At 72.0% G+C, this 25,334-nt stretch carries 25 protein-coding genes and 1 tRNA gene; 12 read left to right on the top strand and 14 right to left on the bottom strand.

Features of this window, described 5'->3' with window-relative positions; genetic code table 11:
• Positions 1-14: 14 nt before the first annotated feature.
• Genes KV394_RS12145 through prmC form a run of 4 tightly spaced genes read right to left on the bottom strand, consistent with a single transcriptional unit; the run spans position 15 to position 3,316 of the window.
• Positions 15-533, bottom strand: coding sequence for a hypothetical protein (locus KV394_RS12145; RefSeq protein WP_136029281.1), 519 nt, complete (start codon positions 531-533; stop codon positions 15-17).
• Positions 530-1,702 carry an MraY family glycosyltransferase gene (locus tag KV394_RS12140; RefSeq protein ID WP_136029279.1) on the bottom strand — a complete coding sequence of 391 codons (1,173 nt, stop codon included), beginning with the start codon at positions 1,700-1,702 and terminating at the stop codon, positions 530-532. Before KV394_RS12140 ends, KV394_RS12145 begins: the two co-directional genes overlap by 4 nt.
• Positions 1,699-2,403 carry an L-threonylcarbamoyladenylate synthase gene (locus KV394_RS12135; RefSeq protein WP_136029277.1) on the bottom strand — a complete coding sequence of 235 codons (705 nt, stop codon included), beginning with the start codon at positions 2,401-2,403 and terminating at the stop codon, positions 1,699-1,701. The genes KV394_RS12140 and KV394_RS12135 overlap by 4 nt, the downstream gene beginning before the upstream one ends.
• A 52-nt stretch (positions 2,404-2,455) precedes the next feature.
• A complete protein-coding gene (gene prmC, locus KV394_RS12130) occupies positions 2,456-3,316 on the bottom strand; it encodes a peptide chain release factor N(5)-glutamine methyltransferase (RefSeq protein WP_136035258.1) in 861 nt (286 codons plus the stop codon).
• Between the two features lie 100 nt (positions 3,317-3,416).
• Between prmC and cysK the strand changes: the two genes are divergently transcribed.
• A complete protein-coding gene (gene cysK, locus KV394_RS12125; protein ID WP_247981551.1) occupies positions 3,417-4,355 on the top strand; it encodes a cysteine synthase A in 939 nt (312 codons plus the stop codon).
• 8 nt (positions 4,356-4,363) lie between these two features.
• Positions 4,364-4,933: a serine O-acetyltransferase EpsC gene (gene epsC / locus KV394_RS12120; protein ID WP_136029271.1), complete on the top strand. Its 570-nt coding sequence runs from the start codon at positions 4,364-4,366 to the stop codon at positions 4,931-4,933.
• On the opposite strand, the gene KV394_RS12115 is transcribed toward epsC, so the two are convergent.
• The 6 genes from KV394_RS12115 to lysA all read right to left on the bottom strand — a co-directional run bounded on the left by KV394_RS12115 (position 4,921) and on the right by lysA (position 12,306).
• Positions 4,921-5,352: a phage holin family protein gene (locus KV394_RS12115; RefSeq protein ID WP_247981550.1), complete on the bottom strand. Its 432-nt coding sequence runs from the start codon at positions 5,350-5,352 to the stop codon at positions 4,921-4,923. The two genes, epsC and KV394_RS12115, sit on opposite strands and share 13 nt — an antisense overlap.
• Before the next feature lie 33 nt (positions 5,353-5,385).
• A complete protein-coding gene (prfA, locus tag KV394_RS12110) occupies positions 5,386-6,465 on the bottom strand; it encodes a peptide chain release factor 1 (RefSeq protein ID WP_136029266.1) in 1,080 nt (359 codons plus the stop codon).
• Between the two features lie 8 nt (positions 6,466-6,473).
• Positions 6,474-8,453: a transcription termination factor Rho gene (gene rho / locus KV394_RS12105; protein ID WP_247981549.1), complete on the bottom strand. Its 1,980-nt coding sequence runs from the start codon at positions 8,451-8,453 to the stop codon at positions 6,474-6,476.
• 142 nt (positions 8,454-8,595) lie between these two features.
• A complete protein-coding gene (thrB, locus tag KV394_RS12100) occupies positions 8,596-9,564 on the bottom strand; it encodes a homoserine kinase (RefSeq protein WP_247638649.1) in 969 nt (322 codons plus the stop codon).
• The gene (locus tag KV394_RS12095; RefSeq protein WP_136029264.1) at positions 9,561-10,865 is read right to left on the bottom strand and encodes a homoserine dehydrogenase; all 1,305 of its coding nucleotides are present in this window, start codon (positions 10,863-10,865) and stop codon (positions 9,561-9,563) included. The genes thrB and KV394_RS12095 overlap by 4 nt, the downstream gene beginning before the upstream one ends.
• Before the next feature lie 22 nt (positions 10,866-10,887).
• On the bottom strand, positions 10,888-12,306 hold the full coding sequence (gene lysA / locus KV394_RS12090) for a diaminopimelate decarboxylase (protein ID WP_247981548.1): 1,419 nt from the start codon (positions 12,304-12,306) through the stop codon (positions 10,888-10,890).
• Positions 12,307-12,454: 148 nt separating this feature from the next.
• Between lysA and KV394_RS12085 the strand changes: the two genes are divergently transcribed.
• From KV394_RS12085 to KV394_RS12070, 4 genes are read left to right on the top strand one after another with little or no spacing between them, the layout of a single operon-like run.
• The gene (locus KV394_RS12085; protein ID WP_247981547.1) at positions 12,455-13,537 is read left to right on the top strand and encodes a YihY/virulence factor BrkB family protein; all 1,083 of its coding nucleotides are present in this window, start codon (positions 12,455-12,457) and stop codon (positions 13,535-13,537) included.
• Positions 13,538-13,594: 57 nt separating this feature from the next.
• Positions 13,595-14,482 (top strand): alpha/beta fold hydrolase, encoded by an 888-nt coding sequence (locus KV394_RS12080; protein WP_247981546.1) that lies wholly within the window; start codon positions 13,595-13,597, stop codon positions 14,480-14,482.
• Positions 14,475-15,056 (top strand): TetR/AcrR family transcriptional regulator, encoded by a 582-nt coding sequence (locus tag KV394_RS12075; protein ID WP_247981545.1) that lies wholly within the window; start codon positions 14,475-14,477, stop codon positions 15,054-15,056. Before KV394_RS12080 ends, KV394_RS12075 begins: the two co-directional genes overlap by 8 nt.
• Position 15,057: 1 nt before the next feature.
• On the top strand, positions 15,058-15,810 hold the full coding sequence (locus tag KV394_RS12070) for an alpha/beta fold hydrolase (protein WP_247981544.1): 753 nt from the start codon (positions 15,058-15,060) through the stop codon (positions 15,808-15,810).
• Between the two features lie 4 nt (positions 15,811-15,814).
• Here the strand turns inward: KV394_RS12070 and KV394_RS12065 are convergent, their stop codons facing one another.
• Both KV394_RS12065 and argS read right to left on the bottom strand, forming a co-directional pair.
• A complete protein-coding gene (locus KV394_RS12065; protein ID WP_247981543.1) occupies positions 15,815-16,657 on the bottom strand; it encodes an LmeA family phospholipid-binding protein in 843 nt (280 codons plus the stop codon).
• A gap of 28 nt (positions 16,658-16,685) precedes the next feature.
• A complete protein-coding gene (argS, locus tag KV394_RS12060; protein ID WP_136029249.1) occupies positions 16,686-18,350 on the bottom strand; it encodes an arginine--tRNA ligase in 1,665 nt (554 codons plus the stop codon).
• Between the two features lie 93 nt (positions 18,351-18,443).
• Here argS and KV394_RS12055 point away from each other — a divergent pair, with 93 nt between their 5' ends.
• The 5 genes from KV394_RS12055 to nhaA all read left to right on the top strand — a co-directional run bounded on the left by KV394_RS12055 (position 18,444) and on the right by nhaA (position 21,444).
• Positions 18,444-19,250, top strand: a complete 807-nt coding sequence (locus tag KV394_RS12055; protein ID WP_247981542.1) for an SGNH/GDSL hydrolase family protein — start codon at positions 18,444-18,446, stop codon at positions 19,248-19,250.
• A gap of 16 nt (positions 19,251-19,266) precedes the next feature.
• Positions 19,267-19,339, top strand: a tRNA-Arg gene (locus KV394_RS12050).
• 120 nt (positions 19,340-19,459) lie between these two features.
• The gene (locus KV394_RS12045) at positions 19,460-19,858 is read left to right on the top strand and encodes a VOC family protein (RefSeq protein ID WP_247981541.1); all 399 of its coding nucleotides are present in this window, start codon (positions 19,460-19,462) and stop codon (positions 19,856-19,858) included.
• 68 nt (positions 19,859-19,926) lie between these two features.
• Positions 19,927-20,100: a hypothetical protein gene (locus KV394_RS12040; protein WP_168387297.1), complete on the top strand. Its 174-nt coding sequence runs from the start codon at positions 19,927-19,929 to the stop codon at positions 20,098-20,100.
• Between the two features lie 60 nt (positions 20,101-20,160).
• Positions 20,161-21,444, top strand: a complete 1,284-nt coding sequence (gene nhaA / locus KV394_RS12035; protein ID WP_247981540.1) for a Na+/H+ antiporter NhaA — start codon at positions 20,161-20,163, stop codon at positions 21,442-21,444.
• Positions 21,445-21,474: 30 nt separating this feature from the next.
• On the opposite strand, the gene KV394_RS12030 is transcribed toward nhaA, so the two are convergent.
• A complete protein-coding gene (locus tag KV394_RS12030; protein WP_247981539.1) occupies positions 21,475-22,683 on the bottom strand; it encodes a hypothetical protein in 1,209 nt (402 codons plus the stop codon).
• Between the two features lie 159 nt (positions 22,684-22,842).
• Between KV394_RS12030 and KV394_RS12025 the strand changes: the two genes are divergently transcribed.
• A complete protein-coding gene (locus KV394_RS12025) occupies positions 22,843-23,022 on the top strand; it encodes a hypothetical protein (protein WP_247981538.1) in 180 nt (59 codons plus the stop codon).
• Between the two features lie 33 nt (positions 23,023-23,055).
• On the opposite strand, the gene KV394_RS12020 is transcribed toward KV394_RS12025, so the two are convergent.
• Complete coding sequence (locus KV394_RS12020; RefSeq protein ID WP_247981537.1) at positions 23,056-25,287, bottom strand: heavy metal translocating P-type ATPase; 2,232 nt, start codon at positions 25,285-25,287, stop codon at positions 23,056-23,058.
• Between the last annotated feature and the right edge of the window lie 47 nt (positions 25,288-25,334).

The following is a 25,334-nucleotide window of genomic DNA, read 5'->3' as shown; positions in this document are numbered from 1 at the left end:
AATCCAAGGGTGCCCTAAGACCGCGGAGCGTCGTCCGCCGGGCCGGTGGAGCCGCCGTTCGCGGCGCCGGGCGCGCGGTCCTCCGGCACCTCGGTCGGCAGCGTGGTGTCGCTCACGTTCGGCAGGCGCATCTGGGTGAGCACCACCACGTCGATCACCAGCGACATCACCACCCCCGCGACGATCGAGAGGAAGAACACCATCGGGTCGAGCCACGGCTGCCCCGACAGCAGGATCATCACCAGCACGAACACGCCGAGCTTGAGCAGCCAGCCGCCCAGGACGATCGCGAAGAACAGCTGCACGTACAGCGGGTCGCCGTACCACCGGTTCGCGATCAGGATGCTGATACCCGTGATCGCGAGGAACAGCGCCGCCAGCAGCACGCCGAGAAGGCCGCTGACCAGCCCCTCCCCCTGGGCGACGGCGAAGCCGATGCCGCCGGCGAGCAGCGCCAGCACGACGGTCGCCACCGCCGACCAGACGAGGGTGCGACGCAGGATCGGCGTGCTGGAAACGGGACTCGGGCTCATCGGGGCTCCACGGGGGTCGGGTCGGGTTCAGCGGCCGCCGGCGCCTTGCGGCGGCGGGTGGGACTCAGGGTGATGACGAGGCAGGCGGCGATGCCGACCACGCCGAAGCCGACACCGGGAAGGTACTGGCCGGGCCAGTCCTCTCGCGCACCGACGTACATGAGGAGGACGGCGAGGGAGATCACAGCCGTCCACGCGTAGAAGATGAGGACGGCGTCGCGGTCGCGGTGGCCGAGGTCGAGCATCCGGTGGTGCAGGTGCTTGCGGTCGGGCGAGAACGGCGACCGGCCCGCGCTCATCCGCCGCAGCACCGCGAGCCCGAAGTCGAGCAGCGGCAGCAGCACGACCAGCAGCGGCAGCAGGATCGGCAGGAACGCGCCGACGAGCTGCGACCGGCCGAGGCGATCCGGCTCCAGCGCCGACGGATCCATCTGCCCGGTGATCGCGATCGCGGACGTCGCCATGAGCAGGCCGAGCACCAGCGCACCGGAGTCGCCCATGAAGAGCTTCGCCGGGCTCCAGTTCAGCGGGAGGAAGCCCAGGCACGCCCCGATCAGCACCGCCGCGAGGAACGTGGAGAGGTTGAAGTAGCTGGAGGCGCCGGAGTCGCGCGTGAAGATGTAGGAGTACGCGAAGAACACGCCGTTCGAGATCAGGCACACGCCCGCGACCAGGCCGTCCAGCCCGTCGATGAAGTTGACCGCGTTCATCACGATCACGATCGCGAACATCGTGATGGTGATGCTCAGCCAGCTCGACACGACGATCAGGTCGCCGAAGGGCAGCGACAGGATCTGCAGTCCCCCGCCGACCGTGATGATGCCTGCGGCCAGGAACTGCGCACCGAGCTTGATCATCCAGTCGAGGTCCCACAGGTCGTCGACGACGCCGATCACCGCGATCAGCAGCGAGGCCGCGAGGATCGCCCACATGGTCTGCGGAGGCGTCCAGATGCTCTGGAAGAACGGGTTGGCGGCCGACACCGCGAACGCCGCGACGATGCCGAGGAAGATGGCCACGCCGCCCAGCCGCGGGGTGGGCGTGGTGTGCACGTCGCGCTCGCGGATGCCCGGGTACAGCTTGAAGCGGAGGCTCAGCCGCCACACCGCCCACGTCAGCACGAAGGTGATGGCGGCGGTGACGATGATCGTGAAGAGGTACTGCTTCACGAATCCCCGTCCTGCTCCTGCTGCTGCTCCGGCTCGAGCAGCTCGCCCAGGACCTCGTGCAGCTGCTCGCGCGTGACGACGCCGTGCCGCAGGATCCGCACGACCCCCTCGCCGTCGTCGGCGCCGCGACGCACGAGCGAGGTCGCGTCGACGATGGTCGAGGCGATGCCGTTCGCGCTCATGCCGTCGGCGAGGTACACCGCCACGCTGTCGCCGAGCATCTTCTCGGCGTCGAGCGCGGAGATCGCCGCGTCCCGTCCCGTGAGGTTCGCACTGGACACGGCGAGCGGCCCGGTCTCGGCCAGCAGCTCCAGGACCACGCGGCCCTCCGGCATGCGCACGGCGACGGTCCCCTGGGTCTCCCCCAGGTCCCACACCAGCGACGGCTGCGCGGGGAGCACGATGGTCAGCCCGCCGGGCCAGAACGCGTCGACGAGGCGCTGCACCGGCTCCGGAACCGACTCGGCCAGGGCCGTCAGGGTCTCCTTGCTGCCGATCAGCACGGGCGGCGGCTGATCGCGCCCTCGACCCTTCGCGTCGAGCAGACGCTGCACCGCCGTCGGCGAGAACGCGTCGGCGGCGACGCCGTACACGGTGTCGGTGGGGATGACGATGAGGTCGCCGCGGCCGATCGCCTGGCGCGCATTGCGCATTCCGGCGAGCAGCTGCGCCTCGTCGCGGCAGTCGAAGATGGGGGACATGACGGTTCGATTCTATGCGGGACGGACGTCGGAGATGCTCGGAGACCCCTGATCAGGGCCGGATCGCGGTGGTCGCACGGTCGCGCAGCGTCAGATCGCGGTGCGTGGCCGCGGCGCGCCAGCCGTCCGCCGTGAGCAGCTCGCGGATCTCCGCGCCCTGCAGCTCCCCGTGCTCGATCACCAGCACGCCCCCCGGGCGGAGCAGACGCAGCGCCCGGTCGCTCAGCACCCGCACGACGTCGAGCCCGTCCGCGCCGCCGTACAGCGCGAGCGCCGGATCGAACAGGCGCACCTCGGGGTCGCGCGGCACCGCGGCATCGGGGACGTACGGCGGATTCGAGATGACCACGCTGGCGGTGCCGTCGAGCTCGGGGAACGCCTCGGCCAGGTCGGACAGCACGAGCGTGAGGTTGCCGGTGCCGGCGACGTTGCGTGCCGCCCAGGCGTGGGCCTCCTCGGACAGCTCCGCGGCGAAGATCCGCGCGTGCGGCACCTCGGTCGCCATCGCCAGGGCGATCGCGCCGCTGCCCGTGCCCAGGTCGACGCCGACCGGGGCGGCCTCGCCCGAGTTCAGCAGGGCGTCGATCGCGAACTGGGCGACGGTCTCGGTCTCCGGCCGCGGGATGAACACCCCGGGGCCCACCGACAGCTCCAGGTGCCGGAACGGCGCGACACCCGTGAGGTGCTGCAGCGGCTCCCGCCCGGCGCGACGGGACACCAGGCGGGTCAGCGCGGCCTGCTGCTCCTCGTCGATGCGGTCGCCCCGCACGATCGCCGCCTGCACCTCGCCCCGCCGCCGGTCGAGCACGTGGGCGGCCAGGAGCTCCGCGTCCACGAGCGGATCGGGGACACCGGCATCGGCGAGGCTCTGCGCGGCGGCGCGCACGACGGCGGCGAGCGAGGAGTCGGGCATGCCTCCAGCGTAGAGCGCCCGTACCCGTCATATTGCCCTCCCCCACAGGCCGCTCCCGTAGGCTGGGAGCCGCAGCGACCCGTGAAGGAAGGCCTCACCCATGCCCGGCATCCACTCCGACATCACCACCGCTTTCGGCAACACCCCGCTCGTGCGCCTGAACCGGGTGACCGACGGACTCGGGGCCACCGTGCTCGCGAAGCTCGAGTTCTACAACCCGGCCTCCAGCGTCAAGGACCGCATCGGCATCGCCATGATCAACGCGGCCGAGGCGTCGGGAGAGCTGAAGCCGGGCGGCACGATCGTCGAGTCCACCAGCGGCAACACCGGCATCGCCCTCGCCATGGTCGGCGCGGCCCGCGGCTACCGCGTGATCCTCACGATGCCCGCGTCGATGTCGAAGGAGCGCCGGGTGCTGCTCAAGGCGTTCGGCGCCGAGATCGTGCTCACCGACCCCACGAAGGGCATGAAGGGGGCGATCGAAGAGGTCAAGCGCATCGTCGACGAGACCCCCGGCGCGATCTGGATCCGCCAGTTCGAGAACCCCGCCAACCCGCAGATCCACCGCGAGACGACGGCGCAGGAGATCCTCCGCGACACCGACGGCGCGGTCGACATCTTCATCGCCGGCGTCGGCACGGGAGGCACGGTGACCGGCACCGGGCAGGCGCTCAAGGCGGCGAAGCCCGGCGTGCAGGTCATCGCCGTCGAGCCCAAGGACTCCCCCGTGCTGACCGAGGGGCACCCCGGCCCCCACAAGATCCAGGGCATCGGCCCGAACTTCGTCCCCGACGTGCTCGACCGCGAGGTGCTCGACGAGGTCATGACGGCGGAGTTCGACGAGTCGCTGCGGGTCGCGCGCGAGCTCGCGGCGAAGGAGGGCCTGCTGGTCGGCATGTCGTCCGGTGCCGCGGTCGCGGCCGCGCTGACGGTCGCCGCGCGACCAGAGAACGCCGGCAAGACGATCGTCGTGATCATCCCCGACACCGGTGAGCGCTACCTCTCCACCGCGCTGTTCGAGGACCTGCGCGAAGACTGAGACCGCCGATGGGACTGATCGCGCGAATGCGCGAGGACATCGCCGCCGCACGCCTCCGCGACCCCGCCGCGCGCACATCGCTCGAAGTGGCCCTGCTCTACCCGGGCCTGCACGCCATCTGGGCGCACCGGGTCTCGCACGCACTGTGGCGTCGACGGCTGCGGCTGCTCGCCCGCGCGGGGTCGCAGCTGTCGCGCTGGCTCACCGGCGTGGAGATCCACCCCGGCGCGCGCATCGGCCGGCGCTTCTTCATCGACCACGGCATGGGCATCGTGATCGGCGAGACCGCGGAGATCGGCGACGACGTGCTGATGTACCACGGGGTCACCCTGGGCGGACGCACCCGCGACGTCGGCAAGCGGCACCCGACGCTCGGCGACGGCGTCGCGGTCGGAGCCGGCGCGAAGATCCTCGGCCCGGTGACGGTCGGCGACCGCTGCGTCATCGGGGCGAACGCGGTCGTCACGAAGGACGCCCCCGCGGACAGCGTGCTGGTGGGTGTGCCGGCAAAGCCGCGCCAGCGCACCGCAGGCGAGGACACCAGGGCCCTGCTGACCGCCCCCGACTACTCCATCTGACGCCCGGCACGGGGCCCACGCCTCGCGCCGCGCGCCTCGAGTCGGCGCCGCAGGAACAGCCACGGGAGCAGCACGCTACCGACGGCCGTGACCAGCCACACGATCACCGACCCCAGCAGCCAGCCGGTCAGGTCGGTGATGCGCAGACCGCCGATCGGGAGCAGCACGACGACCAGGAGCGCGATGAAGGTCGACACGATCCCGATGCCGCCCATCAGCACCGGCGCGTAGCGATCCGCGAGCCTGCTGACCCACGGTGACAGCACCGTCTGCAGCACCGCGAACACGAGGATGCACACCACGAAGCCCCACCACTGGCTCCACTGGATCTGGAAACCGTCGAGCAGCACGTCGGCCGCGAGCAGACCGAGGCCCGCCGACACCAGATACAGGAGAGCGCGGAACAGGAGGGTGATCACGGGGCCGAGCATAGCGGCACCGAGAGGCCGCACTCAGGAATCGGATCCCACCGCGGCGAGCCGCGCCTCCTCATCGGCCGCGATCGCGCTCTCGATGATCGGATCGAGCGCGCCGTCCATCACCTGGTCGAGGTTGTATGCCTTGAAGCCGGTGCGGTGGTCGGCGATCCGGTTCTCCGGGAAGTTGTACGTGCGGATCCGCTCGGAGCGGTCCATGCCGCGGATCTGCGACTTGCGCGCATCCGAGGCCGCCGCGTCGAGCTCCTCCTGCTGCTTCGCCAGCAGCCGCGCACGGAGCACCCGCATCGCGGCCTCGCGGTTCTGCAGCTGCGACTTCTCGTTCTGCATCGACACGACGATGCCGGTCGGCACGTGGGTGATGCGCACCGCCGAGTCGGTCGTGTTGACGGACTGCCCCCCGGGGCCCGAAGAGCGGAACACGTCGATCTTCAGGTCGTTCTGGTCGATGTGGATCTCCTCCGGCTCATCGACCTCCGGGAAGACCAGCACCCCGGTGGTGGAGGTGTGGATGCGGCCCTGGGACTCCGTCGCCGGTACCCGCTGCACGCGGTGCACGCCGCCCTCGTACTTGAGGTGCGCCCACACGCCCTGGGCCGGATCGGACGAGGAGCCCTTGATCGCGACCTGCACATCCTTGTAGCCGCCGAGGTCGGACTCGTTGCGCTCCAGCAGCTCGGTCTTCCAGCCCTTCGACGCGGCGTACTGGATGTACATGCGCAGCAGGTCGGCGGCGAACAGCGCCGACTCGGCACCGCCCTCCCCCGCCTTGATCTCCATGATCACGTCGCGGGCGTCGTCGGGGTCGCGCGGGATGAGCAGTCGGCGCAGGCGTTCCTGCGCGGCCTGCACGCCCTCCTCCAGCGCGGGGACCTCGGCGGCGAACGCCTCGTCCTCGCGCGCCAGCTCCCTCGCCGCCTCCAGGTCGTCGACCGCCGCCGTCCACGCCTCGTGCGCCGCGACGATGCGCGACAGCTCGGCGTAGCGGCGGTTGACGCGCTTGGCGCGGGCGGCGTCGGCGTGCACCGCCGGGTCGGAGAGCTCCTCCTGCACCCGGCGATGCTCGTCGATCAGAGTCTGGACGGACTCGAACACGTCGCGTCTCAGCGGATGTTGTTGTCGTGCCCGTGCGCGCCCGAGGGCAGCGTCGGGATCGACTTCTGCATCTGGACCAGGAACTCCACGTTGGAGTGGGTCTCCTTGAGCTTGCCGAGCACGACCTCGAGAGCCTGCTGCTGGTCGAGGCCGGCGAGGGCGCGACGCAGCTTCCAGGTGATCTTGACCTCGTCGGCCGAGAGCAGCATCTCCTCGCGGCGGGTGCTCGACGCGTTCACGTCGACCGCCGGGAAGATGCGCTTGTCGGCGAGAGCACGCGACAGCCGCAGCTCGCTGTTGCCGGTGCCCTTGAACTCCTCGAAGATGACCTCGTCCATCTTGGAGCCGGTCTCGACGAGAGCGGTGGCGAGGATCGTGAGGGATCCGCCGTTCTCGATGTTGCGCGCGGCGCCGAAGAAGCGCTTCGGCGGGTACAGCGCCGACGCGTCGACCCCACCCGTGAGCACGCGACCCGACGCGGGGGCGGCCAGGTTGTAGGCACGGCCGAGGCGCGTGATGGAGTCGAGCAGCACGACCACGTCGCGGCCCAGCTCGACCAGGCGCTTGGCGCGCTCGATCGCGAGCTCGGCGACCGTGGTGTGGTCTTCCGCGGGGCGGTCGAAGGTCGAGGCGATGACCTCGCCCTTCACGGTGCGCTCCATGTCGGTGACCTCTTCGGGGCGCTCGTCGACGAGCACGACCATCAGGTGCACCTCGGGGTTGTTCTGCGCGATCGCGTTGGCGATCTGCTGGAGGACGATCGTCTTGCCGGCCTTGGGCGGCGCGACGATCAGGCCGCGCTGGCCCTTGCCGATCGGCGCGACGAGGTCGATGATGCGCTGCGTCAGCTTCTCGGGCGCGGTCTCCAGGCGCAGGCGCTCCTGCGGGTAGAGCGGCGTGAGCTTGCCGAACTCCACGCGGGTCGCGGCGTCGTCGACCGAGAGGCCGTTGATCGAGTCGACCTTCACGAGCGCGTTGTACTTCTGACGCCCCTGCTGCTCGCCCTCGCGCGGCTGCTTGATGGAGCCGACGACGGCGTCACCCTTGCGCAGGTTGTACTTCTTGACCTGGCCGAGCGAGACGTAGACGTCGCTCGGGCCGGCGAGGTAGCCGGTGGTGCGCACGAACGCGTAGTTGTCGAGCACGTCGAGGATGCCCGCGATCGGGATCAGGACGTCGTCCTCGCCGATCTCGGTCTCGAACTCGTCGACCGGCGTGCCCCCGCGGCGCTTGTTGCGCTGGCGGTTGCGGCCGTTGCCGTTCGCCTGGTCGTCGTCCGACGCGGCGGGCTGCTGCTCCTGGCCGCCGCCGCCCTGACCGCGGCCACGGTTGCGGTTGCGGCTCCGGCTGCGCCCACGGCCGCCCTGCTCCTCGCCGCCGTCGGCGTCGGAGGAGGAGTCCTTCGACGGCGCGTCCTGGCCGGCGTCGTCGCCACCCTCGGCCGCCTCGGCACGGCGGTTGCCGCGACCGTTGTTCTTGGGGCGCTCGGCGCGGGTGTCGTCTCCCTTGGCGTCGTCAGCCTGCGGAGCGGTCTCCGCGGCGCCGCTCGGGGCGTCGGCGGATGCCGGTGCGGCGGCGCCCTCGCCCTGCTCGGCGGCGGGCGCCTCGGACTCGGTCTTCTTGGTGCGACGACCGCGACCCGTCTTGGGCGCCTCGGCGGGCGCCTCGGCGGCAGCCGGAGCCTCGCTCGCCGCGGGAGCCTCCGTCGCCTCGGCGGCCGGGGCATCGGCATCGGTCTTCTTCGCCCGCGAGCGGCGCGGGGCCTTCGCCTTGGGCGCTGCCTCGCCGGACTCGGCCTCGGCGGGTGCCGCGGCCGACTCCTCGGCCGACTTCTCGGCCTTCGCGGCGGCGGTCGCCGTGGTCGCCCGGCGCGGAGCGCGCTTGCGCACCGGCGCGGACTCCGCGGTCTGGACGGCGTCGGCCACCGGAGCAGCCTGATCGTTCTGGGTCTCGGAGAGGTTCTCCACGAGTACTCCCTTATAGGTCATGGGATATGAGCGTGAACGCGCACAACGGGTGCTGCGCACGATCGCACGGGCTGACGCTCGGCGTCAGCCAGCCTCGGCACTTGTGCCTCAAGGGTTTGCGTGCGGGTCTTGCAAGAGTTGCAATGGGGCCAGATTCACGACGTTACGTGGAGCCCTCCGCTCGATCCCCCACTGTACCACCACGAACGTCGACGGCGAGCAGCAGCGCCTCCCACGGGGTGTCGGTCACACGATCGGCGAGTTCCACCGCGTCCTGACGGCTGCCCGGGCCGTCGGCGAGCACGAGCACGCTGGGGCCCGCGCCCGACACGACCGCGGCGAACCCGGCCGCGCGCAGCGCCTGCACGAGCCGCTGCGTCTCGGGCATCGCCTCGGCGCGGTAGTCCTGGTGCAGCCGGTCGGCCGTCGCATCGAGCAGCAGCTCAGGGCTCTGCATGAGCGCCGCGACCAGCAGGGCGGAGCGCGACAGGTTGAACACCGCATCGGCCGTCGACACGTGCGGCGGCTGCAGCGACCGCGCCTGCGACGTCGACATCGTGTAGGCGGGGACGAGCACGAGCGGCGAGACGCCCCGGTGCACGAGCAGCTTCTTGTGCTGCGGTCCGCGCTCGCCCATCCACGCGATCGTGAGCCCGCCGAACAGCGCGGGGGCGACGTTGTCGGGGTGACCCTCGATCTCGGTCGCCAGACGGAGCAGGTCGGTGTCGGACAGATCCACGTCGCCCGCCAGCAGGCCCTTCGCGGCCAGGACGCCCGCGGCGACAGCGGCACCCGACGAACCGAGTCCGCGGCCGTGCGGCACCCCGTTCTCCGCGACGATGCGCAGCCCGGGGACCGGGCGTCCGACGTCCTGGAACACGTAGGCGACCGTGCGCACGATCAGGTTCGACGCATCGCGCGGGATGTCGTCCGCGCCCGACCCCGTGACCTCGATCTCCAGCTGTCCGGCCGGCAGGGCGGTGACCTCGAGGTGGTCGTACACGCTGAGCGCCAGGCCGAGCGTGTCGAACCCGGGGCCCAGGTTGGCACTGGTCGCGGGCACCGTGACCTCGACCGTGCGGCCGAGGATCGAGCGCTGCTCCTCCGGCGCCAGGGCGGCCACGGTGCTCACTCGCCTTCCACCCGCAGCACGGACACGACGCGGGCGACGACGTCGCTGCCCGCGAGGACCGCGACCGTGTCGCTCAGCGCCTGCTCCGTCGCGCGGTGCGTGCCGATGATGAGGCGGGCGGTCGGCTCGTCCTCACCCTCGACGGTCTGCACGACCGTCGCGACCGAGACGCCGCCGTCGCTGAGGATGCCCGCGACCGTCGCGAGCACGCCCGGCGCGTCGGAGACCTCGAGCGTGATCTGGTAGCGGGTGGTGACGTGGCCGATCGGCACGATGGGGAGGTTCGCCCTGGTCGACTCCCCCACCCCGACGCCGCCGGCGATGTGGCGCCGCGCGGCCGAGACCACGTCGCCCAGCACGGCAGAGGCCGTCTGCACGCCGCCGGCGCCCGCGCCGTAGAACATGAGCGAGCCGGCGGCCTCCGCCTCGACGAACACGGCGTTGTTCGCGCCGTGCACGGAGGCCAGCGGATGGGTCGCGGGGACCAGCGCCGGATACACGCGCACCGAGATCGACTCGGCACCGTTCGCCTCGATGCGCTCGCACACCGCAAGCAGCTTGATCACGAAGCCCGCCGCGCGCGCCTCCTCGATCATCGACGCCGTGATCGAGGTGATGCCCTCGCGGTGCACCGCGTCGAGCGGGACGGCGGTGTGGAAGGCGAGGCTCGCGAGGATCGCGGCCTTCTGCGCCGCGTCGTAGCCCTCGACGTCGGCGGTGGGGTCGGCTTCGGCGTATCCCAGGCGCTGCGCATCGGCGAGCACGTCGGCGAAGTCGGCCCCCTCGGTGTCCATCCGGTCGAGGATGTAGTTCGTGGTGCCGTTCACGATGCCCATGATCCGCACCACGCGGTCGCCCGCGAGCGAGTCGCGCAGCGGCCGGATGATCGGGATGGCACCGGCCGCGGCGGCCTCGTAGTACACCGAGGCGCCCACGCGGTCGGCCGCCTCGAACAGCTCGGGCCCGTGCGTCGCCAGCAGCGCCTTGTTCGCGGTGACGACGTCGGCACCGGAGCCGATCGCCTGCAGGATGTTGGAGCGCGCCGGCTCGATCCCGCCGATCAGCTCGATCACGATGTCGGCGCCGAGGATGAGCGACTCGGCGTCGGTCGTGAACAGCTCCTTCGGCAGCTCCACGTCGCGCGGGGCGTCCACATCGCGCACCGCGATGCCCGCGAGCTCGAGGGCGGCTCCCGCGCGATCGGCGAGCTCGTCGCCGTGACGCAGCAGCAGCGCCGCCACCTGGGAGCCGACCGCTCCGGCGCCCAGCAGCGCCACGCGAAGTCGTCGGTAGTCAGTCATGCGTGCTCCTTCAGGGGGTGGGTCATCGGTCTCCCTCGGGGGCGTCGGCCCCGTCGATGCCCGCATCGCGGGCCAGCAGGTCGTCGACGGTCTCGCCGCGGACGATCACCCGCGAACGGCCGTCGCGCACCGCCACTATCGGCGGTCGCGGGACGTGGTTGTAGTTGCTCGACAGCGAGGCGCAGTAGGCACCCGTCGCCGGAACGGCCAGCAGGTCGCCCGGTGCGAGGTCGGCGGGAAGGTACTCGTGGTCGACCACGATGTCGCCCGACTCGCAGTGCTTGCCGACGACGCGGCTCAGCTGCGGCTCGCCCTCCCCCGTGCGCGATGCCAGCCGCGCCGAGTAGCTGGCGCCGTACAGGGCGGTGCGGGCGTTGTCGCTCATCCCGCCGTCCACGCTGACGTAGCGGCGGGTGGCCCCGGAGGCGATCGTCACGTCCTTCGTGGTGCCGACCTCGTACAGGGTCACTCCGGCCGTGCCGATGATGGCCCTGCCCGGCTCGAACGACAGCGCGGGCACGGGGATGCCCCTGGCCGCGCAGCCCTCGGCGACCGCGGCCACGATGGCCCCAGCGAGCTCATCGATCGGCGTGGGGTCGTCGACCCGGGTGTACGCGATGCCGAAGCCGCCGCCGAGGTTGAGCTGCGGGACGGGTCCGTGCTCCAGGAGCGCCGCATGCAGCTCGAGCACGCGCGACGCCGACTCGCGGAACCCGGCGACGCCGAAGATCTGCGAACCGATGTGACAGTGCAGACCGGCGAACTCCAGCCCGGGGATCTCGCGGATGCGGGCGACGGCGACCTCGGCCTCGGCGAGGGGGAAGCCGAACTTCTGGTCTTCGTGGGCGGTCGCGAGGAAGTCGTGGGTCTCGGCGTGCACGCCACTGATGACGCGCACCATGACCCGCTGCACCGCATCGGTGCGGGCCGTGATCGCGGCCAGCCGCTCGATCTCGATCGCGCTGTCGACCACGATCGTGCCGACGCCCACCTGCACCGCGCGCTCCAGCTCGGCGACCGACTTGTTGTTGCCGTGGAAGCCGAGCGACGCGGGCGCGACACCGGCGGCCAGGGCCACCGCGAGCTCGCCGCCCGTGCACACGTCGACGCGGAGCCCCTCGTCGACGACCCACCGGGCGATGGTCGTGCTCAGGAACGCCTTGCCCGCGTAGTACACCTGCGCCGTGGTGCCGTGCTCCGCCGCGGCCCGGTCGAACGCCACCCGGAAGGCACGGGCCCTGGTGCGGACCTCGTCCTCGTCGAGCACCAGGACCGGGGTGCCGTAGGTGCGGGCGAGCTCGGTGGCGCGCACACCGGCGAGCACGAGGGCTCCGTCGTCGTCACGGCGGGCCGACGCCGGCCACACACCGCTCGCGAGATCGTTCGGGTCATCGGGGACGAGGAGCCATTCCGGGGCGAGCGAGTCGGCAGGAGCAAGCACGGAGCACCAATCGTGGGTCGGGTCTCGGGCGGAGGGCGCACATCGAGTTGCCCCCGATTCTAGGGCAACGCCCCGATCCGCCTGCGCACGGTGACAGCCCGCGTCAAGCCCCTGGGGACCCCCGTCGCGGCTCTCCTAGGGTGGGGGCGTGGCAGACACCGACGCAACAGACGCTCACACCCGATCCGACGGGCCGTCGCGGCCCGGACTCGTCGCGCGCATCACAGGACCCGTCATCGCCTGGGCCCTCGCGCGTCGCCCCGTCCGCGCGGCCCTGCTGTACTCCGAGCGCCGCGGCCCGATGCTGGCCGACAGCGTCACCTACCGTGCACTGTTCAGCGTGTTCGCTGGCGTGCTGCTCGGATTCTCGATCGCGGCACTGTGGCTCGCGGGCAACCCCGACGCGTGGCGCGCGATCATCGACGCGGTGCAGGCCGCCGTGCCCGGACTGATCGGCGACGACGGCGTGATCGATGCGAAGGACCTCCGCGCCCCGGCGTCGCTCTCCGTCGCCGGGCTGGTCTCCCTGGTCGCGCTGATCGGCGCGGCGCTCGGGGCCATCGGCTCGCTGCGCACGGCCATCCGCGTGATCGCCGGGACCGTGCAGTCCGACATCCTGTGGATCTGGGTGATCGTGCGCAACCTGCTCCTCGGACTCGGCGTCGGCGTGGCGTTCGTGCTCGCGGCCGCGCTGACGTTCATCGGGCAGCTCGGCGCCACGTGGGTCGCGGACCTCCTCGGTCTGCCGTCGGACTCCCCCGCGGTCGCCGTGACGGTGCGGCTGCTGTCGCTCGTGGTGGTGTTCGCGCTCGACGCCGCGCTCATCGTCGGCGCGTTCCTCCTGCTGTCCGGGGTGCGCCCCGCGGCGCGGTCGCTGTGGGCGGGGGCGCTGCTCGGGGCATTCGGTCTCATCGTGCTGCAGGAGCTGTCCGGCCTGTTCGTGGGCGGTGCCACGAGCAACCCGCTGCTGGCGTCGTTCGCCTCGCTGCTGGCCCTGCTGATCTGGCTCAACCTGTCGACGCAGGTGATCCTGGTGGCCTGCGCGTACATCGTCACCGCCGAGGAGGAGCGCAAGGACCGGCTGCATGAGCGATTCGGCGCACGGACGTTCGTGCAACGCCGGCTGCAGCGCGCCGAGGTGGACGTGCAGGTGGCGACCGCGGAGCTGCGCGAGGCCCAGCGCGCCGCCGCAGAGGAGGCCGGGACCGGCGCCGCGCACGAGGAGCGCTGACCGCGCGACCCTCGTTGTGACCAGAACTGCTAGTTTGGTCACAACGAGAGGACACGCATGACTCCCACGCGGACGCGCATCAGCCTCCCCGGCGCCGAGGTCTCACTGTGCGAATGGACCCCGACGCACGAATCCGGCTCGCCCCTCCTGCTGCTGCACGGCGGCGGAGCCGACAGCGCCGAGCTCTCCTGGGGCGGAATCGGCCCGCAGCTCGCCGCCGCCGGGCACCGGGTCCTCGCGCCGGACCACCCCGGCTTCGGGCGCAGTCCCCGTCCGGAGTGGAGGCTCACGCAGGAGCGGCTGGTGCAATACGTGGGCGAGCTCGTCGACGCGCTGCGCCTGAGCGACTACGCCGTCGCGGGGCTCTCCCTCGGCGGTGGTCTGACCGTCGGGCACCTCCTCGACCGCCCCGGGCAAGCACGCGCGGCCGCCCTGCTCGGCTGCTACGGGCTGATGCCGCGGCTGGCAGACGGTCCACTCGGCGCCCTCACCCACTTCTCCACCTTCCTGCTGCTGCGCTCCGGCCTGCTCTCCGCGATGACGCGCTCGTACGCGCGCAACGCCACCGCGATGGAGAAGGGTCTCGCCGATCTGGTGCGCGACCCCGAGGCGCGCACGCCCGGGCTCGTCGATGCCGTGCTCGCCGAGGCCGCCACCGGCACCGGGCTCGCGACGTTCGGCGAGTGGCAGCGCGACCAGGTGCGGTGGAACCGACTGCGCACGGTGTACACCGACCGGCTGCCGTCCGTGCACACGCCGACGCTGCTGGTGCACGGCGACCGCGACTCCGGCGTGCCCCTCGACCGCATCCGCACCGCCGCGCGCCTGCTGCCCGACGCCCGTCTGGTCGTGGTCCCCGGCGCCGGTCACTGGGTGCAGCGCGATCGTCCCGACGTCGTCACCGCGGCGCTGCTCGAACACCTCGACGGGCGGGCGGATGCCTAGACCGCTCATCCCCCACCGCCGCGACCGCATCCTCGACGCGGCCGAGCGGCTCGTGCTCGCCCGCGGCTTCGACGCCATGAGCATCGCCGCGGTCGCGGAGGACGCGGGGATCGCGAAGGGCTCCGTGTACCGGGAGTTCACGTCGAAGCGCGACGTGCGCGACGCCCTGCTGCAGCGCGGCAACGCCCGCATCGCCGCGCGCGTGGAGCAGGAGCTCGGCGCGCACCCCTCGCTCGCCGCCGCATATCGTGCGACCGCCCGCGCGCTGCTCGACGACGAGCTGATGACCGCGGCGTTCCTCGACAACACCGGCGTGCTCGGGGCGCACGTCGCGGAGGAGCAGGACGGACGGTACCGGGAACGACACGAGCGCGTGATCGCGTGGGTGCACGACCTGCAGCGACGCGGGGTCGTCGTCGCCGACGTGGCGCCGGAGTCGCTCGCCCTCGCCCTGTCGAGCGCCACGCTCGGCCTGCTGTCGGCCGCGCGGCTGCTCGGCCCCCTCAATCGCGATCGACTGGAGAGCACGATCGACACCATCGGCCGCATGGCGGCCACGTTCGAGAGGCAGTGACGTGCACCACGAGACTTCCGGCCCGGCCGGCACACGACCCCTTCTTCTGCTGCACGGCGGCGGGGTCGCCGGGTGGATGTGGGACCCGGTGCGCGCCCGGCTCGGCGAGCAGCAGCGGGTGATCGTGCCCGACCTGCCCGGCCACGGCGCGAGTGCGAGCGAGCCGTACGAGTCGCACGCCGCGACCGTCGACGCGCTCGCCCGGATCCTGGAGCACGAGTCCGCCCCCGCGACCGTGGTCGGGTTCTCGCTCGGCGCACAGTTGACCGTGCTGCTCGCCGCGCAGCGCCCCGACCTGGTGTCCGACGCGGTGGTGATCAGCGCCCAGGCGGAACCGGCGCGCGCGATCGGCCCGACCCTCGCGCTCCTGCGGGCGACCGCCGGGCTGGCGAAGAACGAGCGCTTCGCCCGGCTGCAGGCGCGGGAGCTGTTCGTGCCCGACGACCTGCTCCCCTCCTACCTGCGCACCTCGGCCGGCATCTCGCGCGAGACCCTGGTGACCGCGGTGGCGGAGAACCTGCGCTTCGCGCCGCCGCCCGCGTGGTCGCAGTTCCCCGGCTCGGCGCTCGTCCTCGTCGGACAGAAAGAGAAGAAGCTCATGCACCGTTCCGCCGCGGCACTGCACCGTGCGCTCCCCGGCAGCACGCTGGTCACGGTCGACGGCTGTGGCCACGGCATCCCGCTGCAGCGGCCGCAGTGGCTCGCCGAGCTCCTGCGGGCCCGGATGGACGGACCGCGCGCCGAGGCGGGGTAGCCGGTCAGCGCGGGCAGGTGCCCTTCTCCTGCAGCGCCTCGTCGGTGACGATCGCGCCGTCGACATCCACGTCGATCACGGCGGCATCACCGGAGATCTGCAGCCCGGTGAGGGTGAGCCCGGCCGGCAGCTGATCCGCGATGCAGACGCGACGCGGCTCCGTGAGGCCCTCGCCCAGTCCGCCCAGGGACGAGCCGACGCGGGACAGGTCGATGTCGATCCCGCCGACGCTCGCCGCCACGGGGGTCAGCTCCAGATCGCCGTCGACCGCGCCCGGGGTGAGCGTGATCGACACCGGCACCGCGGTGCCCAGCACGTCGAAGGAGCCGCCCAGCGTGGCATTCGGCTCGTCCAGCTCGACGGAATCCACCGGGAGGTCGGTCGTGGCCAGCAGCGCCGTGAACTGCTCCTGGTCGATGCGGATCGTGCCGTCGGCGCCGCCGAGCTCGCCGCCGCGCAGGGGCACGCCGGTCGCGGTCACGTCGGCCGCACCGGTGATGCCCTCCAGGGTCACCGCGTCGGTGGACAGGTGCAACGTGTCGAGGCGTCCGCCGATGAGCTGCGGCAGGAGCAGGCCCGTGGTCTCCACGTCGAGCTGCTGATCCGCCGGGAGGTCGAGTTGCTCGATCACGATCGACCGCACCACGCCGGGAAGCACGGCGCGGGCGATGAGCTCCGCCGCCACGACGAGCACCGCGAGCACCACGACCACGATCAGCACGACCCACGGCCACCGCGGCCGTCGCCTGGCCTTCTCCGGCTGCGGCGCCGCCGCGTCGGGGATCACCAGTGTCGGGTGCTCCCGCGACGGCTCGGGGTACGGCAGCGTGTGGTTGTCGTCGCTCATGGTGTCATCCTGCCGCACGGGCGGCCGGTCACATGCGCTCGGGAGCCGAGACGCCCAGCAGCCCGAGGCCGTTGCGGAACACCTGACCGGCGGCGTCGTTCAGCCACAGGCGGGTGCGGTGCACGCTCTCGACCGGGTCGTCGCTGAGCGGGATCACGCGGCAGTTGTCGTACCAGCGGTGGTACAGGCCCGCGAGCTCCTCCAGGTAGCGGGCCACGCGGTGGGGTTCGCGCACCTGAGCGGCGAACGCCACGATGCGCGGGAACTCCTGCAGCGCGCCCAGCAGGGCGGCCTCGCTCTCGTGCGTCAGCGTCTCCGGCGCGAACTCGGAGCGGTCGACACCGGAGTCGGCGGCGTTGCGGGCCACGTTGTGCGTGCGCGCGTGGGCGTACTGCACGTAGAACACCGGGTTGTCGTTGGTGCGCTTCTGCAGCAGCTCGGGGTCGAGGTCGAGCGGCGAGTCGGCGGGCGAGCGCTCCAGCGAGTAGCGCAGCGCGTCGGTGCCGAGCCAGTCGAGCAGGTCGTCCATCTCGATGATGTTGCCCGCGCGCTTGCTCAGGCGGGCGCCGTTGATCGACACCATCTGGCCGATCAGCACCTCGACGTTCTTCTCCGGGTCCTCCCCCGCGGCACCGGCGACCGCCTTGAGGCGGTGCACGTAGCCGTGGTGGTCGGCGCCGAGGAGGTAGATCTTGTCGCGGAAGCCGCGGTCGCCCTTGTCGAGGTAGTACGCGGCATCCGCGGCGAAGTACGTGTACTCGCCGTTCGAGCGGCGGATCACGCGGTCCTTGTCGTCGCCGAAGTCGGTCGTGCGCACCCACACCGCGCCGTCCTGGTCGAACACGTGCCCCTGCTCGCGGAGGCGGTCGACGGCACGGTCGATCAGGCTCAGGCCCGACGCGTCCTTCGCGTGCAGCGTGCGCTCGGAGAACCACACGTCGAACGGCACGTTGAAGCGGTCGAGCGAGTGCGTGATCTCGGCGAGCTGGTACTCGTACGCCAGCTCGCGGGCGACGTCGAGCTGCTCGGCCTCGGGGAGGTCGAGCAGGTCGGGGCGGGCCTCGAGCACGCGGCCGGCGAGCGTGGTGATGTACTCGCCGGGGTAGCCGCCCTCGGGGGTCGGCTCGCCCTTCGCGGCGGCGAGCACCGAGCCCGCGAAGCGGTCCATCTGCACGCCGGCGTCGTTGATGTAGTACTCGCGCACCGCGTGGGCGCCGCTCGCCAGCAGCAGGCGCACGATCGCGTCGCCCAGGGCGGCCCAGCGCGTGTGCGCGATGTGCAGCGGACCCGTGGGGTTGGCCGAGACGAACTCGACGTTGACGCTCACGCCCTCCTGCGAGGAGTTGGTGCCGTACGCGGGACCGGCGTCGACGATGACCTTCGCGAGCGCGCCGGCCGCGGCCGCGTCGAGACGGATGTTGAGGAACCCGGGACCGGCGACCTCGGCGCTCGCGACCCCGTCGACGCGGACGAGTCCGTCGGCGATCTCCTGCGCCAGCTCGCGCGGGTTGGTGCCGAGCGGCTTCGCCAGGCGCATCGCGATGTTGGAGGCCCAGTCGCCGTGGTCGCGGTTGCGCGGACGCTCCAGCACCACGTCGGCGGCGGTGACCCCGAGCGGCTCGCCGGGACGTCGAGCCTCGGCGATCGGTGCGAGGACGGCGAGGATGGCGGAGGCGAGCGTTTCGGGGTTCATAGACTCCCCAGTTTACGGGCGCGGACGGGCGATCTCCGCCCCCGTGCGTCGCGCCGAATTTGCGTTCGGCCGACCGTGATCTACTCTCATGCCATGAAGGCCCCCGCCACCCGCCGCCGACTGCGTGCCGCCGGGGTCGCCACCGCACTGGTGCTCGCCGTCACGGCGGGCGTTCTGGGTGTGTGGCGGCCGTGGACTCCCGCTCCCTCCGCCGCGCCCGTCGCCGCCGGTGACGACACCGCCACCGCGGCCATCGCCCCGGCTCCCCTCACGCTCCCCGACGACCCCACCGTGCTGGTCTTCGGCGACTCGTGGACCTACGGCTCGGCGGCCACGGATCCCACGCTCGGGTACGCGTACGTGCTCGCCGACCTGATCCACGGGCACACGGTCGTCAACGGGGTGCGCGGCAGCGGCTACCTCAAGCCGGGCCTCGACGGCCCCACGTTCGGGGAGCGGATCGCCGCCCTCGACCCCGCGATCCACGCCGACCTGGTGATCGTGCAGGGCTCCATCAATGACCGCGCCCAGGGCGAGGTGGGCTACCGCGACGCCGTGACCGCCGCCTGGGACGCGCTCACCGCGCTGTACCCGGAGGCCGCGATCGTCGTGCTCGGCCCCGCCCCGCACGAGCTCCCCGTCGGCACGCAGACCGCCCGCATCGACCACGACCTGTCCGAGCTCGCGGCCGCCCGCGGCTGGTGGTACATCTCCCCCGTGCAGCAGCACTGGATCACCGAGCAGAACTACCTCTCCGTGATCGACGTGGAGGTCGGACGCAAGCATCCGTCGACCGCGGGCCACCGCTACCTCGCCGAGAAGCTGGCCGCCGCGCTCGACGAGCTGCGGGCCGCCCCGGTCACCGAAGCGGGCGGGTCGGAGACCACCCACGACGAGTGATAAGGTCGATCGGTACGCCTCCGTAGCTCAGTGGATAGAGCGCCGGTTTCCGGTACCGTAGGTCGCAGGTTCGACTCCTGTCGGGGGCACATCAGCAGAAGGCCGCTCTTCGGAGCGGCCTTCGTCGTTGGTCGGCGAGAGCTCGCCGGCCTGCGTCGCGCGGACGTCGGCGATTGCCGTGCCGGCGGTTCGAGAGCACGATGTCTGACATGGGACTAGCGGACTACCCGGTGAGGGCATCCATCGGCGTCACCGATATCGGACGAGCGGCCGCCTTCTACGAAGGGGGGCTGGGCCTCGCCGCCGAGCGGAGCGGACCGAGCGCCGGCATCGCGGAGGGCGCTCGGTTCTACGCCTGCGGCGACGGGACCATGCTCAACGTGTTCGAGACGCCGACCGCGGGGTCGACGCGCTCGACAGTCGCCACGTGGTACGTCGACGACCTCGATGCGGTCGTGGCGGAGCTGACGGCTGCGGGAGCCGAGTTCGTCCGCTACGACGGTTTCGGCCAGAACGCGGACGGCATCGGCCCTCGGGCGGGCGGTGGGCGGATCGCCTGGGTCGAGGACCCGGACGGGAACACGCTCGCCATCGAATCCGACAGCTGAGGCCTTCCGGCGACACCTCCGGCGAGACGTCTCGGGGCAGCACGGATGACAGACGGTAGCCTGGACGGGTGCCCTCCCTCGTCTCCGCCGGTTCGACGCGCGCCCCGCAGCGCCTGTCGTCGGCGACGCCGATGACGGAGTGGATGCGCGTCGTACTGCACCCGGGGACGAACGGGTGGACGAGCGTGTGGGGCACCCTCTCGCACGGTGAGATCGCGGGCTGCCCGCCGCCACGGGGCTAGCCGCGCCGGATGGCGCGGCCTGTTCGCATCGACCGCCCATCTCTCCCGTGAGGTACCCCTGTGTCTTCGTCGTCCCCTGCCCGTTTCCGTCTCGCGCCGCATGAGCTGTGGCGCGGTATCCGCTCGACCGCCCGCAGCGAGGTGCTCGGTGGTGCGCTGCTGCTCGCGGCGACCGTCGCGGCCCTGATCCTCGCCAACTCCCCCGCCGCGCCCTGGTACGAGGCCGTGCGCGACGTGCGCTTCGGCATCCCCGAGCTCCACCTGGAGCTGAGCGTCGGCGCGTGGGCCGCCGACGGGCTGCTCGCCGTGTTCTTCTTCGTCGTCGGGCTGGAGCTCAAGGAGGAGTTCGTCGCCGGGCGACTCCGTGCGCCGCGCCGCGCCGCGCTGCCCATCGCGGCAGCCGTCGGCGGGGTGGTCGTGCCCGCGCTGCTGTTCCTCGCGATCAACGCCGCGGCCGGCCCCGAGGTGCTGCGCGGCTGGGCGATCCCCACCGCGACCGACATCGCGTTCGCGGTGGCCGTGCTCGCCGTCGTCGGCCGGTTCCTCCCTCCGGCGCTGCGCGTGTTCCTGCTGACCCTCGCCATCATCGACGACCTCATCGCCATCACGATCATCGCGACGTTCTACACCGAGACGATCCAGGCGCCGTGGCTCATCCTCGCGCTGCTGCCGCTCGCCGGGTTCGCGCTCGCGGTGCAGAACGGCGTGCGCTCCTGGTGGCTGCTGCTCCCCCTCGCGGTGGCCGTGTGGGTGTGCGTGCACGCGTCGGGGGTGCACGCCACGGTCGCCGGTGTGCTGCTCGGGTTCCTCGTGCCCGTGCGAGCCACCGCACGCACGCGCGTGCAGACCGGTACCGATGCGGACGGCGCCCCGGTGTACGACGGGCTGGCGGCGCACTTCGCCGACCGCTGGGGTGTCGTGGCCACGCTGTTCGCCGTGCCGGTGTTCGCGTTCTTCGCCGCGGGAGTCGACGTCGGTGGAATGGACGGCCTCGTCTCCGCGCTGACCGACCCGATCACGGTCGGCATCGTCGTGGGACTCGTCGTCGGCAAGCCGGTGGGCATCCTGCTGACGACCTTCCTCCTCAGCCGCGTTCGGGCGCTGCGTCTCGACGAGACGTTGCGCTGGCCCGACCTGGCCGGCATGTCGCTGCTCGCCGGGATCGGCTTCACCGTGTCTCTCCTGGTCGGCGAGCTGGCTTACGGCAGCAGCAGCGTCGCCGACGATCACGTGAAGATCGGGGTGCTGGTCGGGTCCCTCGTCGCGGCGGTGCTCGGAGGTGCGGTCCTGGCGCTGCGCGGTCGGCGAGCCCGGAGCGCTGCGCGGGACCGGGCGGAGGCATGACGGCCTCGCGGCGAGCGGAGGTATGACGGCCTAGCGGCGGGCGGAGGTATGTCCGGGGCGTTTCGGCTGCTTCCGCTGACGCTCCTCCGCGCGCCGGAGCACCCGCGCCTCGGACGCGGCGCGGGCCTTCGGGCCCGACAGGATCCGCACCAGGACGTAGGCGACGGCGAGCGAGATCAGCGCTTGCAGCATGCGCGGGATCACGTCCGGATACGACGCGTTGAACGAGATGCCGTAGGAGTACACGAGGCCGATTCCCGCGAGCGCCCACGGGTTGTCCCGGCGGGTGAGGAAGCCCATGACGAGCGTCAGCACCACGGCGAACACGACGATCCCTATCCAGCCCTCGAAGATGTAGACGTTGCCGAGCATGGTGGCCGACTGCGAGCTGGTCGGCGCACCGCCGAGCGCGATGCTCATCTGCGAGCCCGTGTCCAGTGGTGGGCGATCCGGGTCGAGGAACCCAGGAATCAGACCGATGCGGAACAGCGTCGGGATGTCGAGGACCTCAAGACCTGCCGGCCGGGGGACGAATCGGGCGATGAGAGCCATCTGCGTGTCCAGCTGAAGGCGCTCCAGCGGCGCATCCGCACTCACCGCGCCCGGGCCCGAGACGGATGCTCGACGCAGGGAGTCGCGGAAGTCGTAGATCGGCGGCCAGAGGATCGGGATGGCTGCGAGCACGATCACGAGCGTCCGCAGGCGGATCAGCTTGGCGAACAGGGCCAGGATCACCACCGTGAGGATCAGCGCTGCGGACTGCCCGAGGATGGCCCGCATGAGCCCCTCCCACAGGAACACCACCGCGGCGATCGCACACACCCAGAGCGCGGTCGCGCGCGTCACCTGCCCCTGCCGGAAGAGCCAGAGGACGAGAGACACTCCGAACAGCACCCAGAGCGTGAAGGGCGCTGCGATCGAGACGATCGGCGATTCGGAGGCGACACCGATCTGCACCGCATACGAGCCGCGTCCCCCGAGCGTGGAGACCACGGTGGCGGCCACGCCCACGGCGAATACGGTGAACGCCGCGCGAGCGGTGATCGGCTTCGCGGTGGCTTCCGGCATCTTCAGCGGTTGCACCATCAGCTCGATGAACAGGGCGACGGCGATCGTGACGGCACAGATCGCGAGGATCAGCCCGAACGGCTGTGTCCCCTTCAGGGCAGCGGGAATGACCACCATCGCCGCCAGCTGGATACCCAGCAGGATCGTGACGGGGAAGCGCTCGACCCGCATACGGCTCGGGTCGCCGACGACGGGCTTCAGCGTGGGGGCTGCAGAGGCACAAGGGCAACCATACGGGGTTGCGGAACGTCTCCGAGGGCGACGGGCCCGCCGTCCGAGCCGTGAGCCAGGGCGTTCCGCGGGAAGCGACGCCGGAGTAGGGTGCGGGGCATGACGCTGATCGAGGACCTGCGCACGAGCGAGGAACGACTCGGCACCGACGCCGCCGCCATCGCGTATCGCTTCGAGGGACGCCGCGGCGCACAGACCTACACGGCGGACATGGTGTCGACGTACGTGCGCGACGGCGGACGGTGGCTGCTCGCCGTGCACCAGCAGACCCCGGCCTGACCGCACGGGCGTCGGGCCGGGGTCTGCGGGCGGTCAGCGGTCGAGGATCTCGCGGGTCGTGACCTCGGGGCGCAGGTCGAGTCGGCGCAGCAGCTGCGCGTTGAGGGCGACCACGATCGTCGACAGCGACATGAGCACCGCGCCGACCGACATCGGCAGCACGAAGCCGATCGGGGCGAGCACCCCGGCGGCCAGCGGCACCGACAGCAGGTTGTAGCCGGCGGCCCACCACAGGTTCTGCTTCATCTTGCGATACGACGCCCGCGACAGCTCGATCACTGACAGCACCGACCGCGGATCGTCGCCCGCCAGGATCACCCCGGCCGATGCGATCGCGACGTCGGTGCCCGCGCCGATCGCGAGCCCCACGTCGGCCTGCGCCAGGGCGGGGGCATCGTTCACGCCGTCGCCCACCATCGCCACCCGGCGACCCTCGCGCTGCAACTCCTGCACCTTCGCGGCCTTATCCTCGGGTCGCACCCCGGCGAACACCCGGTCGATGCCGAGGTCGGACGCGACGGTCTGCGCCACCGCCTCCGCGTCGCCTGTGATCATCACGACCTGCACCCCGCGGGCGTGCAGCGCGTCGACCGCCTCCCGCGACTCCGGCCGCACCTCGTCGGCGAGCGCCAGCGCACCGATCACGCGGCCGTCGCGCAGCACGTGCAGGATGATCGCGCCGTGCGCGCGCCACCCCTCGGCTGCCGGCAGCTCCTGCGCGCCTTCCTCGGTCAGCAGGTGCGGGCCGCCGACGCGCACCGTGGCACCGTCGACCGTCGCTGTGACGCCCACCGCGGGCGACGAAGAGAAGTCGCGGCTCGCCGGCACCGTCAGCCCGCGGTCGCGCGCGGCCCGCACGATCGCCTTCGCCAGCGGGTGCTCGCTGTCCGCCTCGGCCGCAGCAGCCAGGGCGAGCACCGCACCGGCGTCGTCCCCGCCGACCGTCGACACCTCCGACACCACCGGCTCGCCCTTCGTGAGCGTGCCCGTCTTGTCGAAAAGGACCGTGTCGACCGTGCGCATGCTCTCCAGCGCCAGGCGGTCCTTGACCAGCACGCCGCCGCGGGCCGCGCGCTCGGTGGCGATCGACACCACCAGCGGGATCGCGAGCCCCAGCGCGTGCGGGCAGGCGATCACGAGCACCGTGATGGTGCGGATGACCGCGTCGTCGGGCAGACCGACCAGCGTCCACACGACCGCGGTGATCGCCGCCGCTCCGAGCGCGAACCAGAACAGCCAGCCCGCGGCCGTGTCGGCGAGGCGCTGCGCCCGCGAGGACGAGTTCTGCGCCTCCGTCACGAGCCGCTGGATCCCCGCGAGGGTCGTGTCGTCTCCGGTCGCGGTGATCTCGACGCGCAGCCCCGAGTCGGTCGCCACGGTGCCTGCCGTGACCGGGTCGCCCGCACCGCGCGACACCGTCCGCGACTCCCCCGTCACCATCGACTCGTCCATCGAGGCACGACCGTCGACGATGCGACCATCGGCGGGGATGCTGCCGCCCGGCCGCACCACCACCACGTCGCCCACCCGCAGGTCGGCCGGAGACACCCGCACCACCTGGTCGCCCTCCACGCGCTCGGCCTCGTCCGGCAGCAGGGCCGCCAGCGAGTCGAGCGCGGACGTCGTCTGCGCGAGCGACCGCATCTCGATCCAGTGCCCGAGCAGCATGATCACGATCAGCAGCGCGAGCTCCCACCAGAAGTCGAGCTCGTGGTGCAGCAGTCCCAGGCTCGCACCCCACGACGCCACGAAGGCCACCGTGATCGCGAGCGCGATCAGCAGCATCATCCCGGGCTTGCGCGCCCGCAGCTCGCTGACGGCGCCCACCAGGAACGGCCGCCCGCCCCACACGTACATGACGGTGCCGAGCACGGGAGACACCCACGCCAGACCCGGGACCTCCGGCAGCGAGTAGCCGAGGATCATCGCGAACATGCCGGACAGCGCAACCGTCGGCACCGCCAGCACGAGCATGATCCAGAACAGCCGCCGGAACTGCCCGACGTGGTCCCCGTGACCGCCGTGCGCGCCGTGGCCCGCGTGCGCGTCGTGACCGGCGTGGGCCTCGTGACCCGCGTGCGCATCCTGACCGCCGTGGGCCTCGTGACCCGCATGGGGCTCGTGCGCGTCGTGACCCGCGTGCGCGTCATGACCGCCGTGGGCGTCGTGACCGGTATGGGCCTCGTGAGCCGCGTGCGCGTCGTGAACCGGGTGCGCGTCGTGACGGGCGTCCGCGGGGGCGGGGTCGTGGTGCGGGGTGCTCATGGTGTTCCCTCCAACGTCGATGATGCCGTGCGGGGCCGCCGTCGGGC

The organism is Microbacterium sufflavum, from assembly GCF_023101165.1.
In the GTDB taxonomy this organism is placed as follows: domain Bacteria; phylum Actinomycetota; class Actinomycetes; order Actinomycetales; family Microbacteriaceae; genus Microbacterium; species Microbacterium sufflavum.
This window is presented reverse-complemented; position numbering and strand designations above follow the sequence as displayed.

What these genes read in the sequence shown, in the direction of transcription:
- KV394_RS12045 (WP_247981541.1), top strand. Translation starts at nt 19,460, where the DNA reads ATGGGACTAGCGGACTACCCGGTGAGGGCATCCATCGGCGTCACCGAT.
- KV394_RS12020 (WP_247981537.1), bottom strand. Translation starts at nt 25,287, where the DNA reads ATGAGCACCCCGCACCACGACCCCGCCCCCGCGGACGCCCGTCACGAC.
- KV394_RS12025 (WP_247981538.1), top strand. Translation starts at nt 22,843, where the DNA reads ATGACGCTGATCGAGGACCTGCGCACGAGCGAGGAACGACTCGGCACC.
- KV394_RS12055 (WP_247981542.1), top strand. Translation starts at nt 18,444, where the DNA reads ATGAAGGCCCCCGCCACCCGCCGCCGACTGCGTGCCGCCGGGGTCGCC.
- epsC (WP_136029271.1), top strand. Translation starts at nt 4,364, where the DNA reads ATGGGACTGATCGCGCGAATGCGCGAGGACATCGCCGCCGCACGCCTC.
- KV394_RS12065 (WP_247981543.1), bottom strand. Translation starts at nt 16,657, where the DNA reads ATGAGCGACGACAACCACACGCTGCCGTACCCCGAGCCGTCGCGGGAG.
- KV394_RS12075 (WP_247981545.1), top strand. Translation starts at nt 14,475, where the DNA reads ATGCCTAGACCGCTCATCCCCCACCGCCGCGACCGCATCCTCGACGCG.
- prmC (WP_136035258.1), bottom strand. Translation starts at nt 3,316, where the DNA reads ATGCCCGACTCCTCGCTCGCCGCCGTCGTGCGCGCCGCCGCGCAGAGC.
- cysK (WP_247981551.1), top strand. Translation starts at nt 3,417, where the DNA reads ATGCCCGGCATCCACTCCGACATCACCACCGCTTTCGGCAACACCCCG.
- argS (WP_136029249.1), bottom strand. Translation starts at nt 18,350, where the DNA reads ATGAACCCCGAAACGCTCGCCTCCGCCATCCTCGCCGTCCTCGCACCG.
- KV394_RS12080 (WP_247981546.1), top strand. Translation starts at nt 13,595, where the DNA reads ATGACTCCCACGCGGACGCGCATCAGCCTCCCCGGCGCCGAGGTCTCA.
- KV394_RS12145 (WP_136029281.1), bottom strand. Translation starts at nt 533, where the DNA reads ATGAGCCCGAGTCCCGTTTCCAGCACGCCGATCCTGCGTCGCACCCTC.
- KV394_RS12095 (WP_136029264.1), bottom strand. Translation starts at nt 10,865, where the DNA reads ATGACTGACTACCGACGACTTCGCGTGGCGCTGCTGGGCGCCGGAGCG.
- KV394_RS12135 (WP_136029277.1), bottom strand. Translation starts at nt 2,403, where the DNA reads ATGTCCCCCATCTTCGACTGCCGCGACGAGGCGCAGCTGCTCGCCGGA.
- rho (WP_247981549.1), bottom strand. Translation starts at nt 8,453, where the DNA reads ATGACCTATAAGGGAGTACTCGTGGAGAACCTCTCCGAGACCCAGAAC.
- KV394_RS12030 (WP_247981539.1), bottom strand. Translation starts at nt 22,683, where the DNA reads ATGCGGGTCGAGCGCTTCCCCGTCACGATCCTGCTGGGTATCCAGCTG.